Source organism: Ruegeria arenilitoris (genome assembly GCF_013030265.1).
In the GTDB taxonomy this organism is placed as follows: domain Bacteria; phylum Pseudomonadota; class Alphaproteobacteria; order Rhodobacterales; family Rhodobacteraceae; genus Ruegeria; species Ruegeria arenilitoris_E.
Genome location: NZ_WPZQ01000004.1, coordinates 168108 through 187862 on the forward strand (window position 1 = coordinate 168108; position 19755 = coordinate 187862).

Annotated in this window: 20 protein-coding genes; 13 read left to right on the forward strand and 7 right to left on the reverse strand. The window is 55.9% G+C overall.

Translation table 11 applies throughout. From position 1 onward, the window contains the following. Positions 1-1293 carry an O-acetylhomoserine aminocarboxypropyltransferase/cysteine synthase family protein gene (locus GOX61_RS08510; RefSeq protein ID WP_155143498.1) on the reverse strand — a complete coding sequence of 431 codons (1293 nt, stop codon included), beginning with the start codon at positions 1291-1293 and terminating at the stop codon, positions 1-3. 73 nt (positions 1294-1366) lie between these two features. Continuing rightward, entirely contained in the window at positions 1367-2362 is a 996-nt protein-coding gene (locus GOX61_RS08515; RefSeq protein ID WP_170332860.1) for a hypothetical protein, read from the reverse strand. Positions 2363-2519: 157 nt separating this feature from the next. Between GOX61_RS08515 and GOX61_RS08520 the strand changes: the two genes are divergently transcribed. From GOX61_RS08520 to preA, 3 genes are all read left to right on the forward strand, one after another. Beyond that, entirely contained in the window at positions 2520-3152 is a 633-nt protein-coding gene (locus GOX61_RS08520) for a cupin domain-containing protein (RefSeq protein ID WP_170332862.1), read from the forward strand. Positions 3153-3312: 160 nt separating this feature from the next. Continuing rightward, entirely contained in the window at positions 3313-4647 is a 1335-nt protein-coding gene (locus GOX61_RS08525; protein ID WP_170332864.1) for an NAD(P)-dependent oxidoreductase, read from the forward strand. Between the two features lie 65 nt (positions 4648-4712). Continuing rightward, positions 4713-6017 carry an NAD-dependent dihydropyrimidine dehydrogenase subunit PreA gene (gene preA, locus GOX61_RS08530; protein WP_155143503.1) on the forward strand — a complete coding sequence of 435 codons (1305 nt, stop codon included), beginning with the start codon at positions 4713-4715 and terminating at the stop codon, positions 6015-6017. A gap of 58 nt (positions 6018-6075) precedes the next feature. On the opposite strand, the gene GOX61_RS08535 is transcribed toward preA, so the two are convergent. After that, positions 6076-6684, reverse strand: a complete 609-nt coding sequence (locus GOX61_RS08535) for a TetR family transcriptional regulator C-terminal domain-containing protein (RefSeq protein ID WP_170332866.1) — start codon at positions 6682-6684, stop codon at positions 6076-6078. 171 nt (positions 6685-6855) lie between these two features. Here GOX61_RS08535 and GOX61_RS08540 point away from each other — a divergent pair, with 171 nt between their 5' ends. From GOX61_RS08540 to GOX61_RS08585, 10 genes are all read left to right on the forward strand, one after another. Beyond that, positions 6856-8106 (forward strand): Zn-dependent hydrolase, encoded by a 1251-nt coding sequence (locus GOX61_RS08540; protein WP_155143507.1) that lies wholly within the window; start codon positions 6856-6858, stop codon positions 8104-8106. Positions 8107-8182: 76 nt separating this feature from the next. Next, complete coding sequence (gene hydA, locus GOX61_RS08545) at positions 8183-9637, forward strand: dihydropyrimidinase (RefSeq protein WP_170332868.1); 1455 nt, start codon at positions 8183-8185, stop codon at positions 9635-9637. A 55-nt stretch (positions 9638-9692) separates the two neighbouring features. After that, positions 9693-10490 (forward strand): ABC transporter ATP-binding protein, encoded by a 798-nt coding sequence (locus tag GOX61_RS08550; RefSeq protein WP_155143511.1) that lies wholly within the window; start codon positions 9693-9695, stop codon positions 10488-10490. Then, the gene (locus tag GOX61_RS08555) at positions 10490-10921 is read left to right on the forward strand and encodes a GNAT family N-acetyltransferase (protein WP_170332871.1); all 432 of its coding nucleotides are present in this window, start codon (positions 10490-10492) and stop codon (positions 10919-10921) included. Before GOX61_RS08550 ends, GOX61_RS08555 begins: the two co-directional genes overlap by 1 nt. Beyond that, positions 10918-11835 (forward strand): ABC transporter permease, encoded by a 918-nt coding sequence (locus GOX61_RS08560; RefSeq protein ID WP_170332873.1) that lies wholly within the window; start codon positions 10918-10920, stop codon positions 11833-11835. Before GOX61_RS08555 ends, GOX61_RS08560 begins: the two co-directional genes overlap by 4 nt. Beyond that, positions 11832-12677, forward strand: coding sequence for an ABC transporter permease (locus tag GOX61_RS08565; protein ID WP_170332875.1), 846 nt, complete (start codon positions 11832-11834; stop codon positions 12675-12677). The genes GOX61_RS08560 and GOX61_RS08565 overlap by 4 nt, the downstream gene beginning before the upstream one ends. Before the next feature lie 62 nt (positions 12678-12739). Beyond that, a complete protein-coding gene (locus GOX61_RS08570) occupies positions 12740-13729 on the forward strand; it encodes an ABC transporter substrate-binding protein (RefSeq protein WP_155143520.1) in 990 nt (329 codons plus the stop codon). A gap of 159 nt (positions 13730-13888) precedes the next feature. Next, positions 13889-14602: an ABC transporter permease gene (locus tag GOX61_RS08575; RefSeq protein ID WP_170332877.1), complete on the forward strand. Its 714-nt coding sequence runs from the start codon at positions 13889-13891 to the stop codon at positions 14600-14602. Continuing rightward, positions 14595-15329, forward strand: coding sequence for an ATP-binding cassette domain-containing protein (locus tag GOX61_RS08580; RefSeq protein WP_170332879.1), 735 nt, complete (start codon positions 14595-14597; stop codon positions 15327-15329). Before GOX61_RS08575 ends, GOX61_RS08580 begins: the two co-directional genes overlap by 8 nt. A gap of 22 nt (positions 15330-15351) precedes the next feature. Next, positions 15352-16167 carry a substrate-binding domain-containing protein gene (locus GOX61_RS08585; RefSeq protein ID WP_170332881.1) on the forward strand — a complete coding sequence of 272 codons (816 nt, stop codon included), beginning with the start codon at positions 15352-15354 and terminating at the stop codon, positions 16165-16167. A 46-nt stretch (positions 16168-16213) separates the two neighbouring features. Here GOX61_RS08585 and GOX61_RS08590 read toward each other — a convergent pair whose 3' ends face one another. The 4 genes from GOX61_RS08590 to GOX61_RS08600 are packed head-to-tail and all read right to left on the reverse strand — an operon-like array spanning position 16214 to position 19700. Then, a complete protein-coding gene (locus GOX61_RS08590; protein ID WP_170332884.1) occupies positions 16214-17086 on the reverse strand; it encodes a helix-turn-helix transcriptional regulator in 873 nt (290 codons plus the stop codon). After that, complete coding sequence (locus tag GOX61_RS22535; RefSeq protein WP_302478279.1) at positions 17087-17212, reverse strand: hypothetical protein; 126 nt, start codon at positions 17210-17212, stop codon at positions 17087-17089. Between the two features lie 13 nt (positions 17213-17225). Next, positions 17226-18488, reverse strand: coding sequence for a c-type cytochrome (locus GOX61_RS08595; protein WP_170332886.1), 1263 nt, complete (start codon positions 18486-18488; stop codon positions 17226-17228). Next, on the reverse strand, positions 18489-19700 hold the full coding sequence (locus GOX61_RS08600) for a formate dehydrogenase subunit gamma (protein ID WP_170332888.1): 1212 nt from the start codon (positions 19698-19700) through the stop codon (positions 18489-18491). It lies immediately after the preceding gene. Between the last annotated feature and the right edge of the window lie 55 nt (positions 19701-19755).

Below are 19755 nucleotides of genomic sequence, written 5' to 3' on the forward strand. Positions count from 1 at the left end.
TCAGGCGCTGGCTTTGGACAGGGCCTGATCCAGATCGGCGATCAGATCATCTGCATCTTCGATGCCAATTGATACGCGAACCACGTTCGGGCCTGCGCCTGCAGCCTCTTGCTGTTCCGGTGACAGCTGGCGGTGCGTCGTTGATGCAGAGTGAATGATCAGCGACCGGGCATCACCCAAATTGGCCACATGGCTGAAGATTTCGAGCGCGTTCACCAGTTTGACGCAAGAGTCGTAACCACCTTTGACGGCGAAGGTGAACAAAGCGCCCGCGCCTTTGGGGTAATTCTTTTTGACCCGGTCATGATAGGGCGAGGATGGCAGGCCCGCATAGGTTACATAATCGACGCGATCATCTGCTTCGAGCCAGGCCGCGATTTTCTGAGCATTCTCTACGTGACGCTCCATCCGCAGGCTGAGAGTTTCGATGCCCATCAATGTATAATGGGCTGCTTGTGGGTTCATGGTCATCCCAAGATCGCGCAATCCGATCGCGATACCATGGAAGGTGAATGCAAGCGGGCCAAAGGTCTCGTGAAACTTGAGGCCGTGATAGGCCGTTTCAGGCTCGCTGAGGGATGGAAACTTGTCGTTGGCCGACCAGTCGAACTTGCCCGAATCCACGATGCAGCCGCCGGTAACGGTGCCATTGCCGGTCAGGTATTTTGTGGTCGAATGCACTACCAATGTCGCGCCGTGTTCGATCGGGCGGCACAGATATGGTGTGGCCGAGGTGTTGTCGACGATCAGCGGAATTCCGGCATCGTCGGCCACATCTGCCAGTGAGCGAATGTCGGTGACATACCCGCCCGGGTTGGCGATGGATTCGCAGAACACTGCACGCGTGTTTTCGTCAATTGCGGCTTTCACGGCATCCAGATCGTCCGTGTCCACGAACTTGGCTTCCCATCCGAACCGTTTGATGGTCTGGCTGAACTGCGTGACCGTGCCCCCGTATAGACGGGTCGAGGCGACCACATTGCATCCCGGACCCATCAGAGGGAACAGGGCCATGATTTGCGCAGCATGACCTGAGGAACAACAGACCGCACCAACGCCCCCTTCAAGTGTCGCCACACGTTCCTGCAATACTGCGACGGTCGGGTTGGTCAGGCGGGAATAGATGTATCCAACTTCCTGCAGGTTGAACAACGCGGCTGCGTGTTCGGCATCACGGAAGACATACGCTGTCGTCTGATAGATGGGTGTCTGCCGCGCTCCGGTCGCCGGATCAGGGCGGGCACCGGCGTGGATTTGCAGGGTATCAAAGCCGTAAGTGGGGCCATCAGACATATTTTAATCTCCCGTTGGATTCTTCGCGTTGCTGAATCTCTAGGGCATTGCTGGTCCGCGCACAACGATCCCGTCAGCGCAGCCAAAGCCCCTTGGCCTTGATCGCTTTGCGGATGACCTGCTCTCGCTGAGGCAGATTGTTGCGATCGAACATGTCTCTGATCTTTGAACCCTTGCCCTGTATCACCAGCCGCTTCATCGGGTCATAGTTCTTGAGAACCTTCTTGATCTTGTTCGGTGCGGCGACGGTTTCCAGTACATCAACTACTTGATCGTTTTCGCGAGCGTAGAGCAAAGGGAACAGTCGATAGTGGCAACTCACAGAGCCATCGAGAAGACCGGGGGGGAGGGCGTCTCGCCCGCCGCCAAAGGAATGTATGACTAAAGGCAATGCAGCCTGATCCAGCCACGGGTCTAGGTTCTGTCCGGTCAATTCGGGAATGTTCTCATCGCGAATGACGCGGGCATATTCCAGAAAGCGCTCTCCGAACAAGCGCGGGCATTTGTAGAAGAAATAGCCTGCGTTGAAATACAGATAGCGCCGCCAGTAGTCCTCGGGCTGATCGGTATCCAACGAGCTTTCCAGATCCAGCCCGAACCTGCGATACAACGCGCTCCAGATGCCCTCATAGCTTGGCCCATACAGGGTCGGCTTGGGCCAGCTCCCCTCGACCTTCAGAGACGCACCAGGGCGATCAAAGTCAAAGGGTACGTCGGTCAATTCACCCGTGATCAACGTGTCGGTGTCGAAAAACACAAATGGCTCGCCTTCGGGAAGCGCGCTGAGAGCTTCGATCTTGTTTCCGTACGGATAGCTTTCCCCGAATACCTGCGATTCAAATGGCAGTATCTCGGCATCCAGTTGTTTCAGCGCTTTGAGGACATCGGGATTCTGGATGCTTGGATCGTGATGCCAGCGCGGCCCGGGTTGTGGAACGGCGACAAACAGCCGGCCTTGGAAATTCGGCGAAGAATAACGCAATGAGGCTGCAAACAGGACTGCCTCATATTGCAGTCGGTTGTTTTGCCCGACGATAATAATGTTAAACTTCGGGGGTTGCGCCTGCATTCACGTGCTTTCCGATTGGGTGCTTGTTGTTGCACTTAACTGCTCAAACGGGACTACAGCAACCTGCTCGGGGCGTCAAAACCCGTATTTCGAAACGGATTGATAATCGTAAATTTTGGGACATGTATTAACCAAGCCAATGATCAGGAGGTCGACCATGCGGGTCAACGCGGATTTCAGCAAACGAGTGGCAGTTCATTTCGACGACAATGAGTGGGTCGCTTCACCGGCTGCAGGCGTCGAGCGAAAGATGCTGGATCGTATAGGGGATGAAGTGGCGCGCGCGACGACGATCGTGCGATTTGCACCCGGCAGTGCCTTTGCGGCGCACACCCACGATGGGGGAGAAGAGTTTCTTGTACTCGATGGCGTCTTTCAGGACGAAACCGGAGATTTCCCCGTCGGCAGCTATGTCCGCAATCCTCCGACCACCTCTCATACCCCGTCTGCAAGTGAAGGGGCGACAATTCTGGTCAAACTGCACCAGTTCGACCCAGATGACCGTACCGAAATCAGGCGCTCGATAAATGGACAGGGAACTGTTCGCCTGTTCAAGGATGAACGCGAGGACGTACAGGTGCAGAACTGGGCCGCAGGCGAGACTATAGATTTGGATGCCACCAAAGGGTTGGAAGTGTTCGTGGTCGAAGGCAGTTTTGCTGAAGATGGCGAAGAGTTTTCCGGATGGGATTGGCTGCGATTGCCGCCCGGGACGCAATCAAAAGCAGTAGCAGGAGTGGCAGGTGCGCGCGTGTGGGTCAAATCCGGGCACCTGAATGGCATGGTTTAGATCTCTTACTGCATCATAAACAGGCAGAGTAGCCAGAAAACCGGGTCGAAAAGCCCGGTTTTTTCATTTTTTGACCATTTGGCAAATTTTACCAATTGATAAAAAATTTGTTTGTGGCAAGCTGGGGGGCATAACAAACATATCTACAGGGAGTAGAGTGATGGCACAGGGCCAGATGGCACCCGGTATCGTATCCGGGCGGCTTTCCAGCGATGAGCTGACCTCGAATTTTGCCGATCTGCATCCGCCTCTCGCGCCGCATGAAGCGGCCGTCGCGGCAGATCGCTGCTATTTCTGCTATGACGCGCCATGCGTGACAGCCTGTCCGACGGATATCGATATCCCGCTGTTCATTCGTCAGATCCAGGCTGGGCAGCCGCAGGCGGCAGGTCGCACAATTCTCGAACAGAATATTCTGGGCGGCATGTGTGCCCGGGTTTGTCCGACGGAAACACTGTGCGAAGAAGCCTGTGTGCGCGAAGCAGCCGAAGGCAAACCGGTCGAAATCGGGCGACTGCAGCGTTTTGCCACCGATGATGTAATGGCGTCAGGTGAACATCCGTTCGAGCGTGCTGCACCGACAGGCAAGACAGTTGCTGTAGTTGGGGCAGGGCCAGCCGGTCTGGCTTGCGCACACAGGCTGGCGATGTTTGGACATGATGTGGTCATTCACGAATCCAAGCCCAAGCCGGGCGGGCTCAATGAATATGGCATCGCAGCATATAAATCGACGAACGATTTCGCTCAGGCCGAGGTGGACTGGTTGCTGAAAATCGGTGGTATCGCGATCGAAACCGGATCAGTTCTGGGTGAGACCATTTCGCTGGATGGATTGCTTGAAAACTATGATGCGGTATTCCTGTCTATTGGTCTTGCGGGTGTGAATGCACTTAGGGCGCAGGGGGCTGACAAGGATGGCGTGCGTCACGCGGTCGAGTTCATTTCGGATGTGCGACAAGCCGGCGATCTGGCGCATCTGCCTGTTGGGCGGAACGTTGTTGTCATTGGCGGCGGCATGACTGCGGTGGATGCCGCGGTGAAATCCAAGCTTCTGGGCGCTGAACATGTGACCATTGCCTATCGCCGAGACCGCGATGCCATGGGGGCCAGCCGCTATGAACAGGACCTGGCCGCTTCGCATGGGGTTCGGATCATGTGCAACGTGCAGCCCGTGGCTGTTCATGGAAATGGTGCAGCGGCCGAGATCGAACTGGAGTATACTGCGAGCCATAATGGCAACCTGACCGGAACTGGCGAGACTGTTCGCGTACCGGCTGATCAGGTTCTGAAGGCGATTGGACAAACGCTGGAGGGCGCACCCGAAGGGCTGACGCTTGATGGCAGCAAAATCGCTGTCAGCGAAACAGGCCGTACGTCGTTGGAGGGTGTCTGGGCCGGCGGTGATTGTGCAGCTGGCGGAGATGATCTGACCGTGACGGCAGTGGCCGAGGGTCGGGATGCTGCGATGGATATACATGCCAGCCTGTCGGCGTAGTGGCCGTCCGCTGAGTATGCTCACAATTTTTCAAGATGCAAAACTGCATCAGGGAGGCCGGATAAATGGCTGATTTAACGACAAACTTTCTGGGAATCTCAAGCCCGAACCCGTACTGGCTGGCATCTGCGCCGCCGACGGATAAGGAATACAACGTGCGCCGTGCATTCGAGGCCGGATGGGGCGGCGTGGTCTGGAAAACGCTGGGGTCCGAAGGGCCTCCGGTCGTGAATGTGAACGGACCCCGCTATGGCGCGATCTATGGTGCAGACCGGCGATTGCTCGGGTTGAACAACATCGAGTTGATCACCGATAGACCTCTGGAAGTGAACCTCGAAGAAATGGCGCGGGTCAAAGCGGATTATCCCGACCGTGCACTAATCGCTTCGATTATGGTGCCTTGCGAAGAAGAAGCCTGGAAAGCGATCCTGCCGCGTGTCGAAGAGACAGGCGCGGATGGTATTGAGCTCAACTTTGGATGTCCGCACGGGATGAGCGAGCGCGGCATGGGCTCGGCCGTCGGGCAGGTGCCCGAGTACATCGAAATGGTCACACGTTGGTGCAAAAAATACTATGATCGCCCAGTGATCGTAAAGCTTACGCCGAATATCACCGATGTTCGTAAACCTGCTGCTGCCGCGAGAAATGGCGGTGCGGATGCGGTGTCGCTGATCAACACGATCAACTCGATCACCAGCGTCAATCTGGACACCTTCAGCCCTGAGCCGTCGATTGATGGCAAAGGTAGTCATGGCGGATATTGCGGTCCGGCCGTCAAGCCCATCGCACTTTCTATGGTTTCTGAGATCGCACGGGCCGAAGCGACGCATGGTCTGCCGATTTCCGGCATCGGCGGTGTCACCACATGGCGTGATGCGGCAGAGTTCATGTCTTTGGGCTGCGGAACCGTTCAGGTCTGCACAGCTGCAATGACCTACGGCTTCAAGATCATTGATGAACTGACAGCTGGCCTGTCCGAATGGATGGATGAGAAAGGCTATAGCAATGTATCCGAAGTCGTTGGACGTGCAGTGCCCAACGTTACGGATTGGCAGTATCTGAACCTGAACTACGTGGCCAAGGCCAAGATCGATCAGGATCAGTGCATCAAATGCGGTCGCTGCTATGCAGCTTGTGAAGATACCAGCCACCAGGCGATTTCGATGTCCGCAGACCGCGTGTTCGAGGTGAAGGACGAGGAATGCGTCGCTTGTAACCTCTGCGTCGATGTCTGCCCGGTCGAAGGGTGTATTTCGATGGTGCCGATGGATGCTGGTGAGGTCGACCCCCGTACCGGCAATGTTGTGCAGCCGGACTATGCGAACTGGACCACGCACCCGAACAACCCGATGGCGAAAGCCGCAGAATAGTCGGTGACTTTGACAGGTCCTGATTGGATTTGGATGAGGGCCGCGTTGCGGCCCTTTTTCATGGTGTAAGCAGTTTCCGGTAAAGCGTACCGATAAAGGGTTCTGCACCTTCGAACGGGTCTTCATCCCCGAGAATAGCGCGCACCTGAACATCAAAATCCGCATAGTGCTGCGTGAGCGCCCAGATCGAAAAAATCAGGTGATGAGGGTGGACACGTGCGATTTTGCCCTGATCCATCCAATGCGTGAGAATTCGCGTTTTTTCATCGACAAGCGATTTCAGATCGTTTGACAGCGCGTCATGAATGCGGGGCGCACCCTGTACCAGTTCATTCGCAAACAGGCGACTTTCGCGGGGCAGTTCCCGGCTCATCTGTAGCTTGCGATGAATATAGGACAGGATTTCCTTCAGCGGGTCGCCGTTTTCATCCAGGTCGTGCAGAGGCGCTAGCCACGTCTCTAACAAGCCCGACAGAAGGGCGGTATGGATCGCCTCTTTTGACGGGAAGTAGTACAGAAGATTTGGTTTGCTGAGGCCGGCTTCGGTTGCGATCTGGTCAACTGTCGCTCCGCGAAAACCATGCGCTGAAAACACGTTCAGAGCGGCTTCGAGAATCGCGGCGCGGTTCTTTTTCTGAATTCTGGTCGGGGCACGGTCTTTGGGCATGTTTCCTGGTCGTCTCTTTTTCCGCCAAGCGGGCACCAAATATGCCGAAATTTGCGGCGGCGCCATGCAATTTCTTGACTGATGTCGAACCCGTGATAGCGTGAGTTTGACCAGATGGTCAAATCAAGACACCAAAAGCGAGCTAAATCGCAAGCAACAGGGGAAAACAAGATGGCAGCTCCGGCGCAGAATCTCAGGATCAATGGCGACAGGCTATGGGATAGCCTGATGGAGATGGCGAAAATCGGTCCCGGAGTTGCTGGGGGAAATAACCGTCAGACACTGACGGACGAAGATGCCGAAGGACGCGCATTGTTCCAGAAATGGTGCGAGGATGCGGGCTGTACCATGGGGCTGGACCAGATGGGCAACATGTTTGCCCGCCGCGAGGGAACCGATCCCGAAGCGCTGCCGGTCTACGTCGGTTCGCATCTCGATACACAGCCCACTGGCGGAAAGTACGACGGTGTTCTCGGTGTGCTTGGTGGTCTTGAGATCATTCGGACGCTCAATGATCTGGGGATCAAAACAAAACACCCGATCATCGCAACCAATTGGACGAATGAAGAAGGCACGCGCTATGCCCCGGCGATGCTGTCCTCGGGCGTGTTTGCAGGCATGCACACACAGGAATGGGCCTATGATCGCGAAGATGCCGAAGGCAAGAAATTCGGAGATGAACTGAAGCGTATCGGTTGGCGCGGTGACGAAGAAGTCGGTGCGCGCAAAATGCACGCGTTCTTTGAGCTACACATTGAGCAGGGGCCGATCCTAGAGGCCGAAGAAAAGGACATCGGTGTTGTCACGCATGGGCAGGGCCTGAGCTGGACGCAGATCACCATCACCGGCAAGGATGCTCATACCGGTTCAACCCCGATGCCTATGCGCAAGAACGCCGGGCTCGCCATGGCGCGGGTTCTGGAAAAGGTAGACGAGATTGCCTGGTCACACGCCCCGCATGCCGTTGGTGCAGCAGGGCATATCGATGTTTATCCGAACTCACGCAATGTGATCCCGGGTAAGGTCGTATTTACGGTCGATTTCCGCTCGCCCGAACTTGAGGTCATCAAGGACATGGAAAACCGGTTGCGTGTTGCGGCCGAAGATATTGTCGAAGAGATGGGCCTGAAGATTGAATTCGAGAAAGTAGGCGGATTTGATCCGGTGAAATTCGACGAGCAATGTGTGGCGGCTGTGCGCGATGCGGCTGAGCGCCTAGGTTACTCGCACACGAACATCATCTCAGGCGCGGGCCATGATGCTTGCTGGATCAACCGGGTTGCGCCGACAGCCATGGTCATGTGCCCATGTGTAGACGGGCTGAGCCACAACGAGGCCGAAGAGATCAGCAAGGATTGGGCCGCTGCTGGCGCAGATGTCCTGCTCCATGCGGTCGTCGAGACAGCGGAGATCGTAGAATAAAAGGTAGGTCTAACAGAGGTCTACCCAACAGAATTCGAACAAGACAGAGGCGCAAAGCGCCCGCAGGGAGAATAGCATGTCAACTGTGATCAAAAACGGAACCGTCGTAACCGCTGATCTGACCTATAAGGCTGATGTTAAGGTCGAAGGTGGTGTCATCACCGAGATCGGGCCCAGTCTGAAGGGTGACAAGGAACTCGATGCGACCGGGTGCTATGTGATGCCGGGTGGGATTGATCCACATACGCATCTCGAGATGCCCTTCATGGGGACCTATTCCAGCGATGATTTCGAAAGTGGGACGCGCGCCGCGCTGGCGGGTGGTACCACGATGGTTGTGGATTTCGCTCTGCCCAACCCTGGTGAAAGCCTGTTGGACGCGCTTAAACGTTGGGACAACAAGTCGACCCGTGCAAACTGCGATTATTCGTTCCACATGGCGGTAACCTGGTGGGGTGAGCAGGTGTTCGATGACATCAAGACCGTGATCGAACAACGCGGCATCAACACCTTCAAGCACTTCATGGCCTACAAAGGCGCATTGATGGTGAATGATGATGAACTTTATGCGTCATTCCAAAGGCTTGCTGAGCTTGGCGGTGTGGCCATGGTACATGCTGAAAACGGCGATGTGGTAGCAGAACTTAGCGCCAAGCTGCTGGCCGAAGGCAATACTGGCCCTGAGGCGCACGCTTATTCCCGACCGCCACAGGTTGAAGGTGAGGCCACCAATCGTGCCATTATGATCGCTGATATGGCCGGTGTACCGCTTTATGTCGTTCATACGTCTTGCGAGGAGGCACACGAAGCGATCCGTCGCGCCAGAATGCAGGGCAAGCGGGTCTGGGGTGAACCTCTGATCCAGCACCTGACGTTGGATGATAGCGAATACTTCCATCACGATTGGGACCACGCCGCGCGCCGGGTCATGAGCCCTCCGTTCCGTAACAAACAGCATCAGGACAGCCTGTGGGCTGGTCTGCAATCTGGCTCATTGAGTGTTGTGGCCACAGACCACTGCGCCTTTACGACCGAGCAGAAACGTTATGGTGTGGGTGATTTTACCAAGATCCCGAATGGGACAGGTGGTTTGGAGGACCGGATGCCAATGCTATGGACACATGGCGTTGGTACAGGGCGCTTGACGCCAAACGAGTTCGTGGCGGTAACTTCAACAAATATCGCCAAGATATTGAATTGTTATCCGAAAAAGGGTGCGGTTCTGGTGGGTGCAGACGCTGACCTTGTGGTTTGGGATCCTGAAAAGTCGAAGACGATCCAGGCGTCGAGCCAGCAGTCGGCGATTGACTATAACGTGTTCGAAGGCAAGGAGGTCAAAGGCCTGCCTCGCTTTACGCTGACACGCGGACAGGTGGCTGTGCACGACGGAGACATCCGAACTCAGGAAGGTCATGGTGAGTTTGTGGCGCGTGAACCAAACAGCCATGTGAACAAGGCACTGAGCACCTGGAAAGAGCTGACAGCGCCGCGGCCGGTCGAACGGTCAGGCATCCCGGCAACCGGCGTTTGATGCGTGCGGGCCGTCTGAAAGGCGGCCCAAAGCCAACTCTTTTCAAGGCAATGGAATGAACACTGAAAGCACTACCCAGCCCGTGATCGAGGCAAGGCAGCTTGATCTGACCTTCCAGACAAATGATGGTCCGATTCATGCGCTTAAAGACGTAAACCTTACGATCGACAAGGGTGACTTCGTCAGTTTTATCGGTCCGTCCGGCTGCGGCAAAACCACCTTTTTGCGCTGTATCGCTGCGCTTGAGACACCAACCGGAGGCAGCTTGACTGTCAACGGAATGACGCCGGATGAAGCGCGCAGAAACCGGGCGTATGGCTATGTTTTTCAGGCGGCAGGATTGTACCCCTGGCGAACCATTGCGCGGAACATAAAGCTGCCGCTCGAGATCATGGGATATTCGGCCAGTGAACAAGAGGATCGCGTTAACAAGGTCTTGGAACTTGTTGATCTAAAAGGTTTCGGTGGAAAGTTTCCGTGGCAATTGTCGGGCGGGATGCAGCAACGTGCCAGCATCGCGCGCGCCTTGGCGTTTGATGCGGATATCCTTTTGATGGACGAACCCTTTGGTGCCTTGGACGAAATCGTTCGGGACCATCTGAACGAACAACTCCTCGCGCTCTGGGCGCGCACTGAAAAGACCATTGGATTTGTGACGCACTCGATCCCCGAGGCTGTGTATCTCAGCACAAAGATCGTCGTCATGAGCCCTCGTCCGGGCCGTATAACGGATGTCATCGATAGTCCGCTGCCGAAAGAGAGGCCGCTGGATATCCGTGACACTCCTGAGTTTATCGAGGTCGCCCATCGTGTGCGTGAAGGTTTGCGGGCAGGGCATGGAGATGATGTCTGATGGGGGTGAATGACATCAGACGGGCAACAACCGGGGATGTCCCGGCATGCGCGCGCATCATAGCGACGTGGATGGCTCAGACCGAATGGATGCCAGAGGAATTGCCCGAGGAGAAACTGGAGGAACTGATCCGCGAAGCATTTCCGGTAAGGGAAATCTGGGTCTCTGGTGACCCCGTCGATTGCTACATGTCGGTTGACCCCAAAGAACTGAAAGTTGGCGCGCTTTATTGCCTGCGAACAGGTGAGGGTATCGGTAAGCAGTTGTTGGATCAGGCTAAAAAGGGCCGGGACTACCTGTGGCTGACTGCACATGAGCCGAATATCGCAGCGCAGAGATTTTACCGGCGCGAGGGGTTTGTCGCGACAGGAACCGAGCCGCCCACACCGCCCGAAACCTTGCCGGTTATCCGGATGGAGTGGCGGACATGAAACAGATACTTGCCGTACTCACTGTGTTGGCCGCCATCGTCGTGTTCTGGTACGTCGCCTGTATTCCGATGAACATCAAAGGGGTGCTGACGGAACAGGAACGCGCCGGTGCAGAAGTACAACCGCCATCTGCGAAAGAACGTCGGGACATGAGCGAAATCGGTCTGGCCCTTAGCAACAGTTTTGCCATTCCCGCGACCTGGGAACAGGAGCGTCCCCGTCTTCCGGCCCCTCATCAGGTTGCGATTGAACTGTGGGAAACGACGGTTGAAAAGAAAATCACGTCCAAACGGTCTTTGATTTATCACGCCTGGGTGACTCTGAGTGCCACAATGCTTGGGTTTGCTATTGGTACGGGGCTGGGCATTCTGCTTGCCGTCGGGATCGTACATAGCCGGGTCATGGACTTGTCTGTCATGCCCTGGGCTATCGTCAGCCAGACCATACCTATTATCGCGCTGGCTCCGATGATTATCGTGGTGCTCTATTCGGTTGGCGTTCAGGGGATCATTCCCAAAGCCGTGATCTCGGCCTATCTGAGCTTTTTTCCGGTTGTGGTCGGCATGGTTAAGGGATTGCGCAGCCCGGATGCTATGCAGTTGGACCTGCTGCGCACCTACAATGCCAGCCGGTCTCAAGGGTTCTGGAAGCTGCGGCTTCCGGCATCCATGCCGTATCTCTTCACGTCGCTAAAGATTGGTGTTGCCGCCTCGCTGGTCGGCGCAATCGTGGGCGAACTGCCAACAGGCGCGGTCGCCGGATTGGGTGCACGACTGCTCGCCGGCAGCTACTATGGGCAAACCGTACAAATCTGGTCCGCTCTGTTTGCAGCCGCCATTCTGGCAGCCTGCCTTGTTGGTTTGCTGGGCTTGATAGAGCGAACAGTTCTGAAACGGATGGGGATGGCGCAATGATGTTGGTGCTGTTTGCAATTGTCCTTTGGTTGTTTGGTTGGTGGCTGAACAGCCGCCTCGCAAGCGGCCCGCAGGCTGATACGCCTTTGGTGAAGTTTCTTGCCCCGTTGATCTTTGGCCTGACCATAGTCGGAGTGTGGGAGCTGCTGGTGCGCGGATTGGAGGTGCCTTTGGTTATTCTTCCGGCCCCATCTCTGATCGCAGTGCGTTTCGCCGATAGCTTGCCGGTGCTTTGGGCGGACTTTGTTCAAACCATCATCAAAGGAGCGCTCAGCGGTTACATCATCGGATGCGGCGCTGCGTTTCTGATGGCGATTGCCGTCGACCGGTGGGATTTTCTGCGACTTGGCTTGTTGCCGGTGGGCAATTTTGTCGCCGCGCTGCCCATTGTGGGGACTGCCCCCATTCTGGTGATGTGGTTCGGTTTCGACTGGCATTCCAAAGCCGCAGTGGTTGTGGTGATGGTCTTCTTTCCCATGCTGGTCAACACTGTCGCTGGTTTGCGCGAAGCCACCGCCATGCAGCGCGACCTGATGGAGACCTATGCAGCAACGTATTGGCAGAGCTTTCTGAAACTGCGCCTGCCAGCGGCGATGCCCTTTATCTTCAACGGGTTGAAGATTTCTACCACTCTGGCTCTGATCGGCGCTATCGTGGCTGAGTTCTTTGGTTCACCCACCTTGGGCATGGGCTTTCGGATTTCGACCAGTGTCGGGCAATTGTCGCTGGATATGGTGTGGGCCGAAATCGTTGTGGCCGCGTTGGCCGGGACCGCATTTTACGGTCTGGTGGCCATGATCGAAAAGGCGGTGACCTTCTGGCATCCGTCGCAGCGGGGATAAGAAAAGGAAAAATTCAACAGATCCCAAAAACGGGACAACAATAGCAACTAGGAGAAATGAAGATGAATAAGCTACTCAGCGGGGCGATTGCTGCCTTTAGTCTGGCCGCCAGTTCGGCTTTGGCTGCGGATGACGTGACATTGCAATTGAAGTGGGTCACTCAGGCGCAATTCGCAGGTTACTACGTCGCCAAGGACAAAGGTTTCTACGAAGAAGAAGGTCTGGACGTCACCATTCTGCCCGGTGGCCCGGATATCGCCCCGACACAGGTGATTGCCGGCGGTGGGGCTGATGTGACCGTCGAATGGATGCCGGCGGCGCTGGCGGCGCGTGAAAAGGGCCTGCCACTTGTCAATATCGCGCAACCCTTCAAGAGCTCTGGCATGATGCTGACCTGCTGGAAGGATGCGGGCATCTCATCTCCTGAAGATCTGAAAAACCGTACCTTGGGTGTTTGGTTCTTTGGCAACGAATTCCCGTTCATGAGCTGGATGAGCCAGCTGGGCATCGACACCGGTGGCAAGAGCGAAAGCGGTGTAGAAGTTCTGAAGCAGGGCTTTAACGTGGATCCGCTGCTTCAGCGTCAGGCCGATTGCATCAGCACGATGACCTACAACGAATACTGGCAGGTTATCGACTCGGGCGTCAGCCCGGACGAACTGGTGACATTCAAGTACGAGGATCAGGGCGTGGCGACGCTTGAGGATGGTCTGTATGTGCTGGAAGAAAACCTCAGCGACGCGGCTTTCGTGGACAAGATGGAGCGCTTTGTGCGCGCCTCTATGAAAGGCTGGAAATACGCAGAAGAGCATCCGGATGAAGCGGCAGAGATCGTTCTGGAAAATGATGCAACCGGTGCCCAGACCGAGGAGCATCAAAAGCGGATGATGGGCGAAATTGCCAAACTGACCGCCGGATCGAACGGTGCGCTGGACCCAGCGGATTTTGAGCGCACGGTAAGCACGTTGCTGGCAGGTGGTTCTGATCCTGTAATCACCAAGCAGCCTGATGGTGCCTGGACGCATCAGATCACCGATGCCGCGCTGAACTAAACTTCAGCGACACAGTCAACAAATTGAGCGCGGTTCCGACAGGGGCCGCGTTTTCAATTTCGGATGTCGGGTTTGTGTCTGTACTTGCACCGCAAAAGGATTAGTATTTTGCTGTAATACAACGCATTTCATGCGATACAACTTGTCATTCGGTAAGGTATGCAGAACTTTGCAGCAGAATTCAGTCACGCGCTTTCTCTGATTTTCACTGGAGACTCAGAGCTCTGGGCGATTGTGCTTCTGTCTTTGAAGGTTTCTGTTCTGGCCGTGCTGATTTCAGCCGTCATTGGCATGCCTGTTGGTGCAGCTCTGGCAGTTGCCCGGTTCCCCGGGCGGCGGATGATGATCATCCTGATGAATGCGCTTATGGGGTTTCCTCCTGTTGTGGTCGGCCTGTTGGTGTATCTGATGCTGTCGCGTTCGGGTCCGCTGGGCGTTCTGGAATTGCTGTATACGCCGACGGCGATGATAATTGCTCAAATGGTGTTGGTCATTCCGATCATTGCAGCCCTTACGCGGCAAGTGGTCGAAATGCTGGCCGAGGAATACTCGGAACAGCTCCGATCCTTGGGCGTGTCGCGCCTTGCATCTGTGCCGGTTCTTTTGTGGGATGCGCGTTTGGCTCTGGTGACCGCGCTTCTGGCCGGTTTTGGACGGGCGATTGCCGAGGTCGGCGCAGTGATCATCGTTGGCGGCAATATCAATCACGTCACACGGGTAATGACGACGACGATTGCCCTCGAAACCTCAAAGGGAAATCTGGCACTGGCATTGGCACTGGGTGCGATCCTGATTGGTATCGCAATTGCGGTAAACGCTATGGTGAGTGCGCTTGCACTACGGGCAGAGCAGGAAGGATTGCGTCATGCGTGATTTGTTGCCTGAAATGCCTTCTGCGCTGGATGTTAAAGATTTGCATATCTCGCGCAAAGGCAAGGTACTGCTGGACGTGTGCAGTCTCAGCCTCGATGGGCCGGGGCCGACGCTTATTCTTGGGCCAAACGGATCAGGAAAGAGCCTGCTGTTAAGATGCCTGCATGGTCTAATTTCGCCTGACAGAGGAGAGGTTACTCAAGATGGCCTGCCTTTGGGTGCTGAGCAAAAGGCAAACCAGGCCATGGTGTTTCAGAACCCTGTTTTGTTGCGGCGGTCGGTATCGGCCAATCTGGATTTTGTGTTGAAACGACAGGGGCTGAACCGCATTCTGCGCAAACAGCGGATCACTGAGTTGCTGGCTGAAGGTGGGTTGGAAGACAAAGCGCGTCAGTCAGCACGTTCACTTTCAGGGGGCGAGGCGCAAAGGCTTGCGATCCTGCGCGCTCTGGCCTCAGAACCGGAAACCCTGTTCCTTGATGAACCCACCAGCGCGCTTGATCCCGGTGCGACCCAGATGATCGAGCGTATGGTCCTGAGGGCGTCATCACGAGGTGTTCGCATCGTGATGGTTACGCACGATATCGGGCAGGCACGTCGGCTTGCAGCCGATATCGTGATGATGCAGGGTGGTCAGATTGTCGAACACGGAGCTGCGAAAAAGGTGCTAGATGCACCTGAAAGTGACGCGTCGCGTCGCTATCTTGCAGGTGGATTAGTCGTCTGAAAAAAGACAAACGGAGAGTGTGATGATCCGAAACTTCATTCGGGCAGCATTGATAGCGCTTGGAGTGGCGGCTGGCCCTGCGATGGCAGAAGAGCCGTTCATAGTGGTGCAATCTACAACCTCGACCCAGAATTCGGGGCTGTTTGATTACATTTTGCCGTGGTTTGAGGCAGAAACCGGGATCGATGTTCGGATTGTGGCGGTTGGAACCGGGCAGGCGATCCGGAATGCAATCAACGGTGATGGCGATGTCCTGTTGGTTCACTCGAAACCTGACGAGGAGCAGTTCGTCGCCGACGGCTGGGGCGTCGAACGTTTTGATGTCATGTACAATGATTTCATTCTGGTTGGGCCGAAATCGGATCCGGCGAAGGTCAAGGGCGGATCAGACATATTGTCCGCACTTACGGCCATTGCCGAGGCTGAAGCGCCATTCGCATCCCGTGGAGATGACAGTGGTACTCATAAGGCTGAGTTGGCCCATTGGGGCGCTGTTGATGTCGATCCAACGGATGCGTCGGGAACGTGGTACCGTGAGACCGGTTCAGGCATGGGCGCGACGCTGAATGTTGCAAGTGGGATGGGGGCTTATACCCTCACGGATCGGGCAACATGGCTGTCTTTTGGCAATCGTGGTAATCTTGAGGTTCTTGTCGAAGGTGACCCCCGTTTGTTCAACCAGTACGGCGTGATCCTTGTGAACCCCGAAAAACACGCTGGTGTCCGCGCAAATGCTGCTCAGCGATTTATCGATTGGTTGGTCGGGCCAGATGGTCAGGCTGCGATCGCTTCTTATGTGATTGACGGAGAGCAGCTGTTTTTCCCCAACGCCAAGTAAATACGCAGCATATGTCCAGGGCGTTGGGCATGCTGTCTGAGCGTAGCTAGCCGCTGGCCCCATTGTGATGAATTCGCCCCAGATGTGACAGGTCATACCCGCCCAGTTCAGAAGCTCGTGCAGCGAACCTTTCAGATTGCAGGAATGCCAGCAGGTTTTGCACGGGGGGATCAAAGTACGCTCGTCGCCAGATGGCAAGATCCAAGCGTTCGGAATGCGTAGGTACAACCTCCAGACTGTAGAGGCCAGCCAGAGCGGCGAGACCAAAGCCAGCTTCGGCTTTGTTTTCACGTAAGGCGATAGCCAGCTCTTCTTCGGTGCGGGCGCAGACGGGCAGGGTGATCAGATCATCCAGTGCCAGATCATGGGCTGACAGCTGCGTTTCGAATAGTCGTTGGCTCGCGGCGCTGCTTTGCCGCAGGACCACCCGTCGTCCCTTCAGATCTGAAAAGCTCGAAATGCCCTCGGTACCGGGAGAAAGCAATAATCCACGCTGACGTTGGGCAATCTCAAACAGGATAACAGGGGCTTCTCCCATCTTGTCCCGGATCGAATGGGTGTTGAACCCCTCGGACTCGTGGATGTGCAGTACGGCTGCCTGGGCACTGCGGTCAGCAAGACGTGTGAGGCCGTCGAACGATCCGTCATAATACGTGGCCAATCCAGAACCGCTTTCGCGCAAGGCCCAATCGAGCAGCGGATCATGGCTGCCGGCGACAATTGGGGGCAGGGGCGGCTCTGCGACTTGAGGACCAGAACGCGACGCGTTGAGCCATGCAATGATCTCGGCCCTTGGGAACAGCAGTTTACCCATGGCACGAACGCAGGGGATTTCGCCGGATGAGGCCAGGTCATAGGCCTTGCGCTCACCGATGCGCAGCAGATCGGCCAGTTCTTTGGTGGTCAGGTATTCGGACATTCAGTCGAGACGCACTGCCGAGCCGCTGCCAGCTTCGGCGGCAGATGGACCCAGCCGATCCAGCGTGAATGGCGCAGCAGCAGTTATGACAACCATCGTCGCGACGGCGGCAAGAAAGGCTTTCATATTCTCCTCCGGCTCAGTCTTTCGGTACCGTTGCGCGGCGCAGAAAGGCGATCAGGTCGGTTCGGTCTTGAGGCTCAGCAATCCGTTGCATCGGCATCTTGGACCCCGGAATGTAATGGTCCGGCCCCTGATCGAAAAGAGCATTTATGGTCTCGTCATTCCAAATGATATCAGAGTCTTGCAGCGTCTCCGAGTACAAATATCCTTCGAGTGTTCCTGCCTTGCGCCCAAACACCCCGTGCAGGGTTGGTCCCGCGCGTCTTTGGCTGTCAGGTGTCAGGCTGTGACAGATCGAACATTTGCGTGCGAACTGGCGTTCGCCATTGTCCATTTTTTCGGGGTTCTTCAAAAATACCGGTTCAACCCCGGCCATCTGCTCATGATCGCCCAGAGAAGAAACTGGCCAGCTATACATGGCTTCGTCAATGCCTCCGGCGTGGATGTTTTGACCGTCCGTTGAGAAGGCCAGCGCCCAAACCGGACCGCGTAAAGTGGCCCTGAAATCGTGGACAATGCGCCATTCGTCCGTATCGATGACCATGATGTAACCCTCACCATCACCAACTGCCAGCAGCCGCCGGTTCGGACTGAGGGTAAGTGCAAGGATTGGGCGGCGCTCCAGCGTAAAATCACGCTCTTCACCAGTGGTCAGGTTGTAAATGCGTGTCACTCCATCGACTGCGCCGTAGGCGATCCACCCGTCTTGCTCATTCAGGACCAGTTCGTTGATTCCGAACCCATGTTCTATCAAACGGCGCGTTTCCTGACCGGTATCGACATCCCAAACACGCAGAGAGCCGTCCATTCCCGCCGAATACAGGGTTTTACCGTCTGCAGAAAACGCGACCGCATTCACACCGCTGCCAGTTGGGCCAAGCATCTTTGTGTCTGTGCCATTCACCGGCCAGATGCCGATTGTGCCGTCCCAGCTTGCTGTAGCCACATGCGTTTTCGAGGCAGCAAGTCCGACGATCTTTCCTTTGTGCTGTCCCACGATTTCTCCGCCGGGCCAGCGCCGCAAAGTGAAATCGTCGCCTGCTGAATAAATTGCTGTGCCATTGAATGCGACGCTGTTTACCGCCGCCTCGTGCCCGTCCAGCCAAACCGGCTGACCCTCGGACCACAATCCGACGGAATTGTCGAAACTCGCCGTTGCAATTCGCCCGTCAGGTGCGGTTGCGATTCCCATGATGGGACCACCGTGGCCTTTTAGCGTAAAGAACTCTGCCTCTGCGGTCAGAGGCAGAAGGCTTAGCGCCAGAACCAGTCGACGCATCTATTCAGCAGGAGAGGCCGCTCCCTCGCTGGCCTCTTTCGCCTGTACCTCTTCCAGCCACAGCGAGTGATGCTCGCGCGCCCATTGTTCTTCTACTTCGCCGGTGCCCATGGCGTCGAATGCGCCCTCCATGCCGACCGAGCCCAGATAGATGTGAGCCAGGATGATCGCGATGAAGGCATAGGCGACCATGACGTGCCAAACCTGCGCGTATTGCATTTCCTCCTGTGGGGACATTTGCGCCGGCAGGTTCAAGCCCAGCATTTGCGGGATCCCAGTCGCGTTTGCGATCGAGAAGGTCTTGGCAAACAGCGGCATCTCAAACGGGAACAGCAGAGACAGACCGGACAGGCTGATTGATACGCCCAGCAGGATGCAAAGCCAGAAGATGATTTTTTGACCCGCATTAAATTTCTTGGCTGGGGGATGGCTGCCTTTCGTGAACAAACCACCACCAGCGGCGAGCCATTTCAGATCGACTCGGCTGGGCAGGTTATGCGAAATCCAATTCACGGTGACGATGATCAGCCCCAGCATGAAGGCCCAAGCGAGGTTGTTGTGCAGCCACTTGCACCCTTGGGCGATTGTCGCAAACCCTTCTTTCCCAAACAGAGGAATGAGGAAATCGCGGCCATACAACGTCAATAGGCCCGTGAGTCCGAGGATCAGGAACGATCCGGCGAACAACCAATGCCCGAACCGTTCAAATCCTGTGAACCTGGTAACCGTTCTACCGGTCTTTTCACCGTCTATCCTGATCTTGCCGCGGATGAGGAAGAACAGCAGCAGCAAGATGAGCATGCCGCCCAGAATATATGTTCCGTAGTCGCGCAGCGGCCCGGTTCGAAAATTCAGCCACCACATGCCTCCATCCTGAATGAGGACGCTTGCCGCAGGGCCGCGGGATGACACGGTCACATCGGCTGAGCCGTAGCGCAGCGCACGATAAACGTCACTGTCAGAAGCAACCCCGCGCGTTCCCAACTGCCCGAACAGGCCTTCTGCGTTGGCCTGGCCGGTGTTGTCCGCGCGATACGAGTCATCAACACTCTCGCCACGCTGACGTGCCATTATGTCTTCAAGCGTCGTCGCACCGCCGGTTTCGCTGCGTTCGTCTGTCGTCTGTGCGCTCTCTTCGGTGGTGTCCGATTGCGCGGCAGCGAACTGCGTCATTCCGATTGTGAACAGAAAAACTATAAGTAAGCGGAACATCTGAACCTCGGTCAAAATTCCTGAGTGGATGACCCGCTGTCGCGGATCATCCATG

Coding starts and splice junctions, on each gene's coding strand:
- GOX61_RS08560 (WP_170332873.1), top strand. CDS start 10,918: ATGAAACAGATACTTGCCGTACTCACTGTGTTGGCCGCCATCGTCGTG.
- GOX61_RS08575 (WP_170332877.1), top strand. CDS start 13,889: ATGCAGAACTTTGCAGCAGAATTCAGTCACGCGCTTTCTCTGATTTTC.
- GOX61_RS08595 (WP_170332886.1), bottom strand. CDS start 18,488: ATGCGTCGACTGGTTCTGGCGCTAAGCCTTCTGCCTCTGACCGCAGAG.
- hydA (WP_170332868.1), top strand. CDS start 8,183: ATGTCAACTGTGATCAAAAACGGAACCGTCGTAACCGCTGATCTGACC.
- GOX61_RS08590 (WP_170332884.1), bottom strand. CDS start 17,086: ATGTCCGAATACCTGACCACCAAAGAACTGGCCGATCTGCTGCGCATC.
- preA (WP_155143503.1), top strand. CDS start 4,713: ATGGCTGATTTAACGACAAACTTTCTGGGAATCTCAAGCCCGAACCCG.
- GOX61_RS08515 (WP_170332860.1), bottom strand. CDS start 2,362: ATGCAGGCGCAACCCCCGAAGTTTAACATTATTATCGTCGGGCAAAAC.
- GOX61_RS08585 (WP_170332881.1), top strand. CDS start 15,352: ATGATCCGAAACTTCATTCGGGCAGCATTGATAGCGCTTGGAGTGGCG.
- GOX61_RS08550 (WP_155143511.1), top strand. CDS start 9,693: ATGAACACTGAAAGCACTACCCAGCCCGTGATCGAGGCAAGGCAGCTT.
- GOX61_RS08510 (WP_155143498.1), bottom strand. CDS start 1,293: ATGTCTGATGGCCCCACTTACGGCTTTGATACCCTGCAAATCCACGCC.
- GOX61_RS08520 (WP_170332862.1), top strand. CDS start 2,520: ATGCGGGTCAACGCGGATTTCAGCAAACGAGTGGCAGTTCATTTCGAC.
- GOX61_RS08555 (WP_170332871.1), top strand. CDS start 10,490: ATGGGGGTGAATGACATCAGACGGGCAACAACCGGGGATGTCCCGGCA.
- GOX61_RS08540 (WP_155143507.1), top strand. CDS start 6,856: ATGGCAGCTCCGGCGCAGAATCTCAGGATCAATGGCGACAGGCTATGG.
- GOX61_RS08570 (WP_155143520.1), top strand. CDS start 12,740: ATGAATAAGCTACTCAGCGGGGCGATTGCTGCCTTTAGTCTGGCCGCC.
- GOX61_RS22535 (WP_302478279.1), bottom strand. CDS start 17,212: ATGAAAGCCTTTCTTGCCGCCGTCGCGACGATGGTTGTCATAACTGCT.
- GOX61_RS08535 (WP_170332866.1), bottom strand. CDS start 6,684: ATGCCCAAAGACCGTGCCCCGACCAGAATTCAGAAAAAGAACCGCGCC.
- GOX61_RS08600 (WP_170332888.1), bottom strand. CDS start 19,700: ATGTTCCGCTTACTTATAGTTTTTCTGTTCACAATCGGAATGACGCAG.
- GOX61_RS08580 (WP_170332879.1), top strand. CDS start 14,595: ATGCGTGATTTGTTGCCTGAAATGCCTTCTGCGCTGGATGTTAAAGAT.
- GOX61_RS08525 (WP_170332864.1), top strand. CDS start 3,313: ATGGCACAGGGCCAGATGGCACCCGGTATCGTATCCGGGCGGCTTTCC.
- GOX61_RS08565 (WP_170332875.1), top strand. CDS start 11,832: ATGATGTTGGTGCTGTTTGCAATTGTCCTTTGGTTGTTTGGTTGGTGG.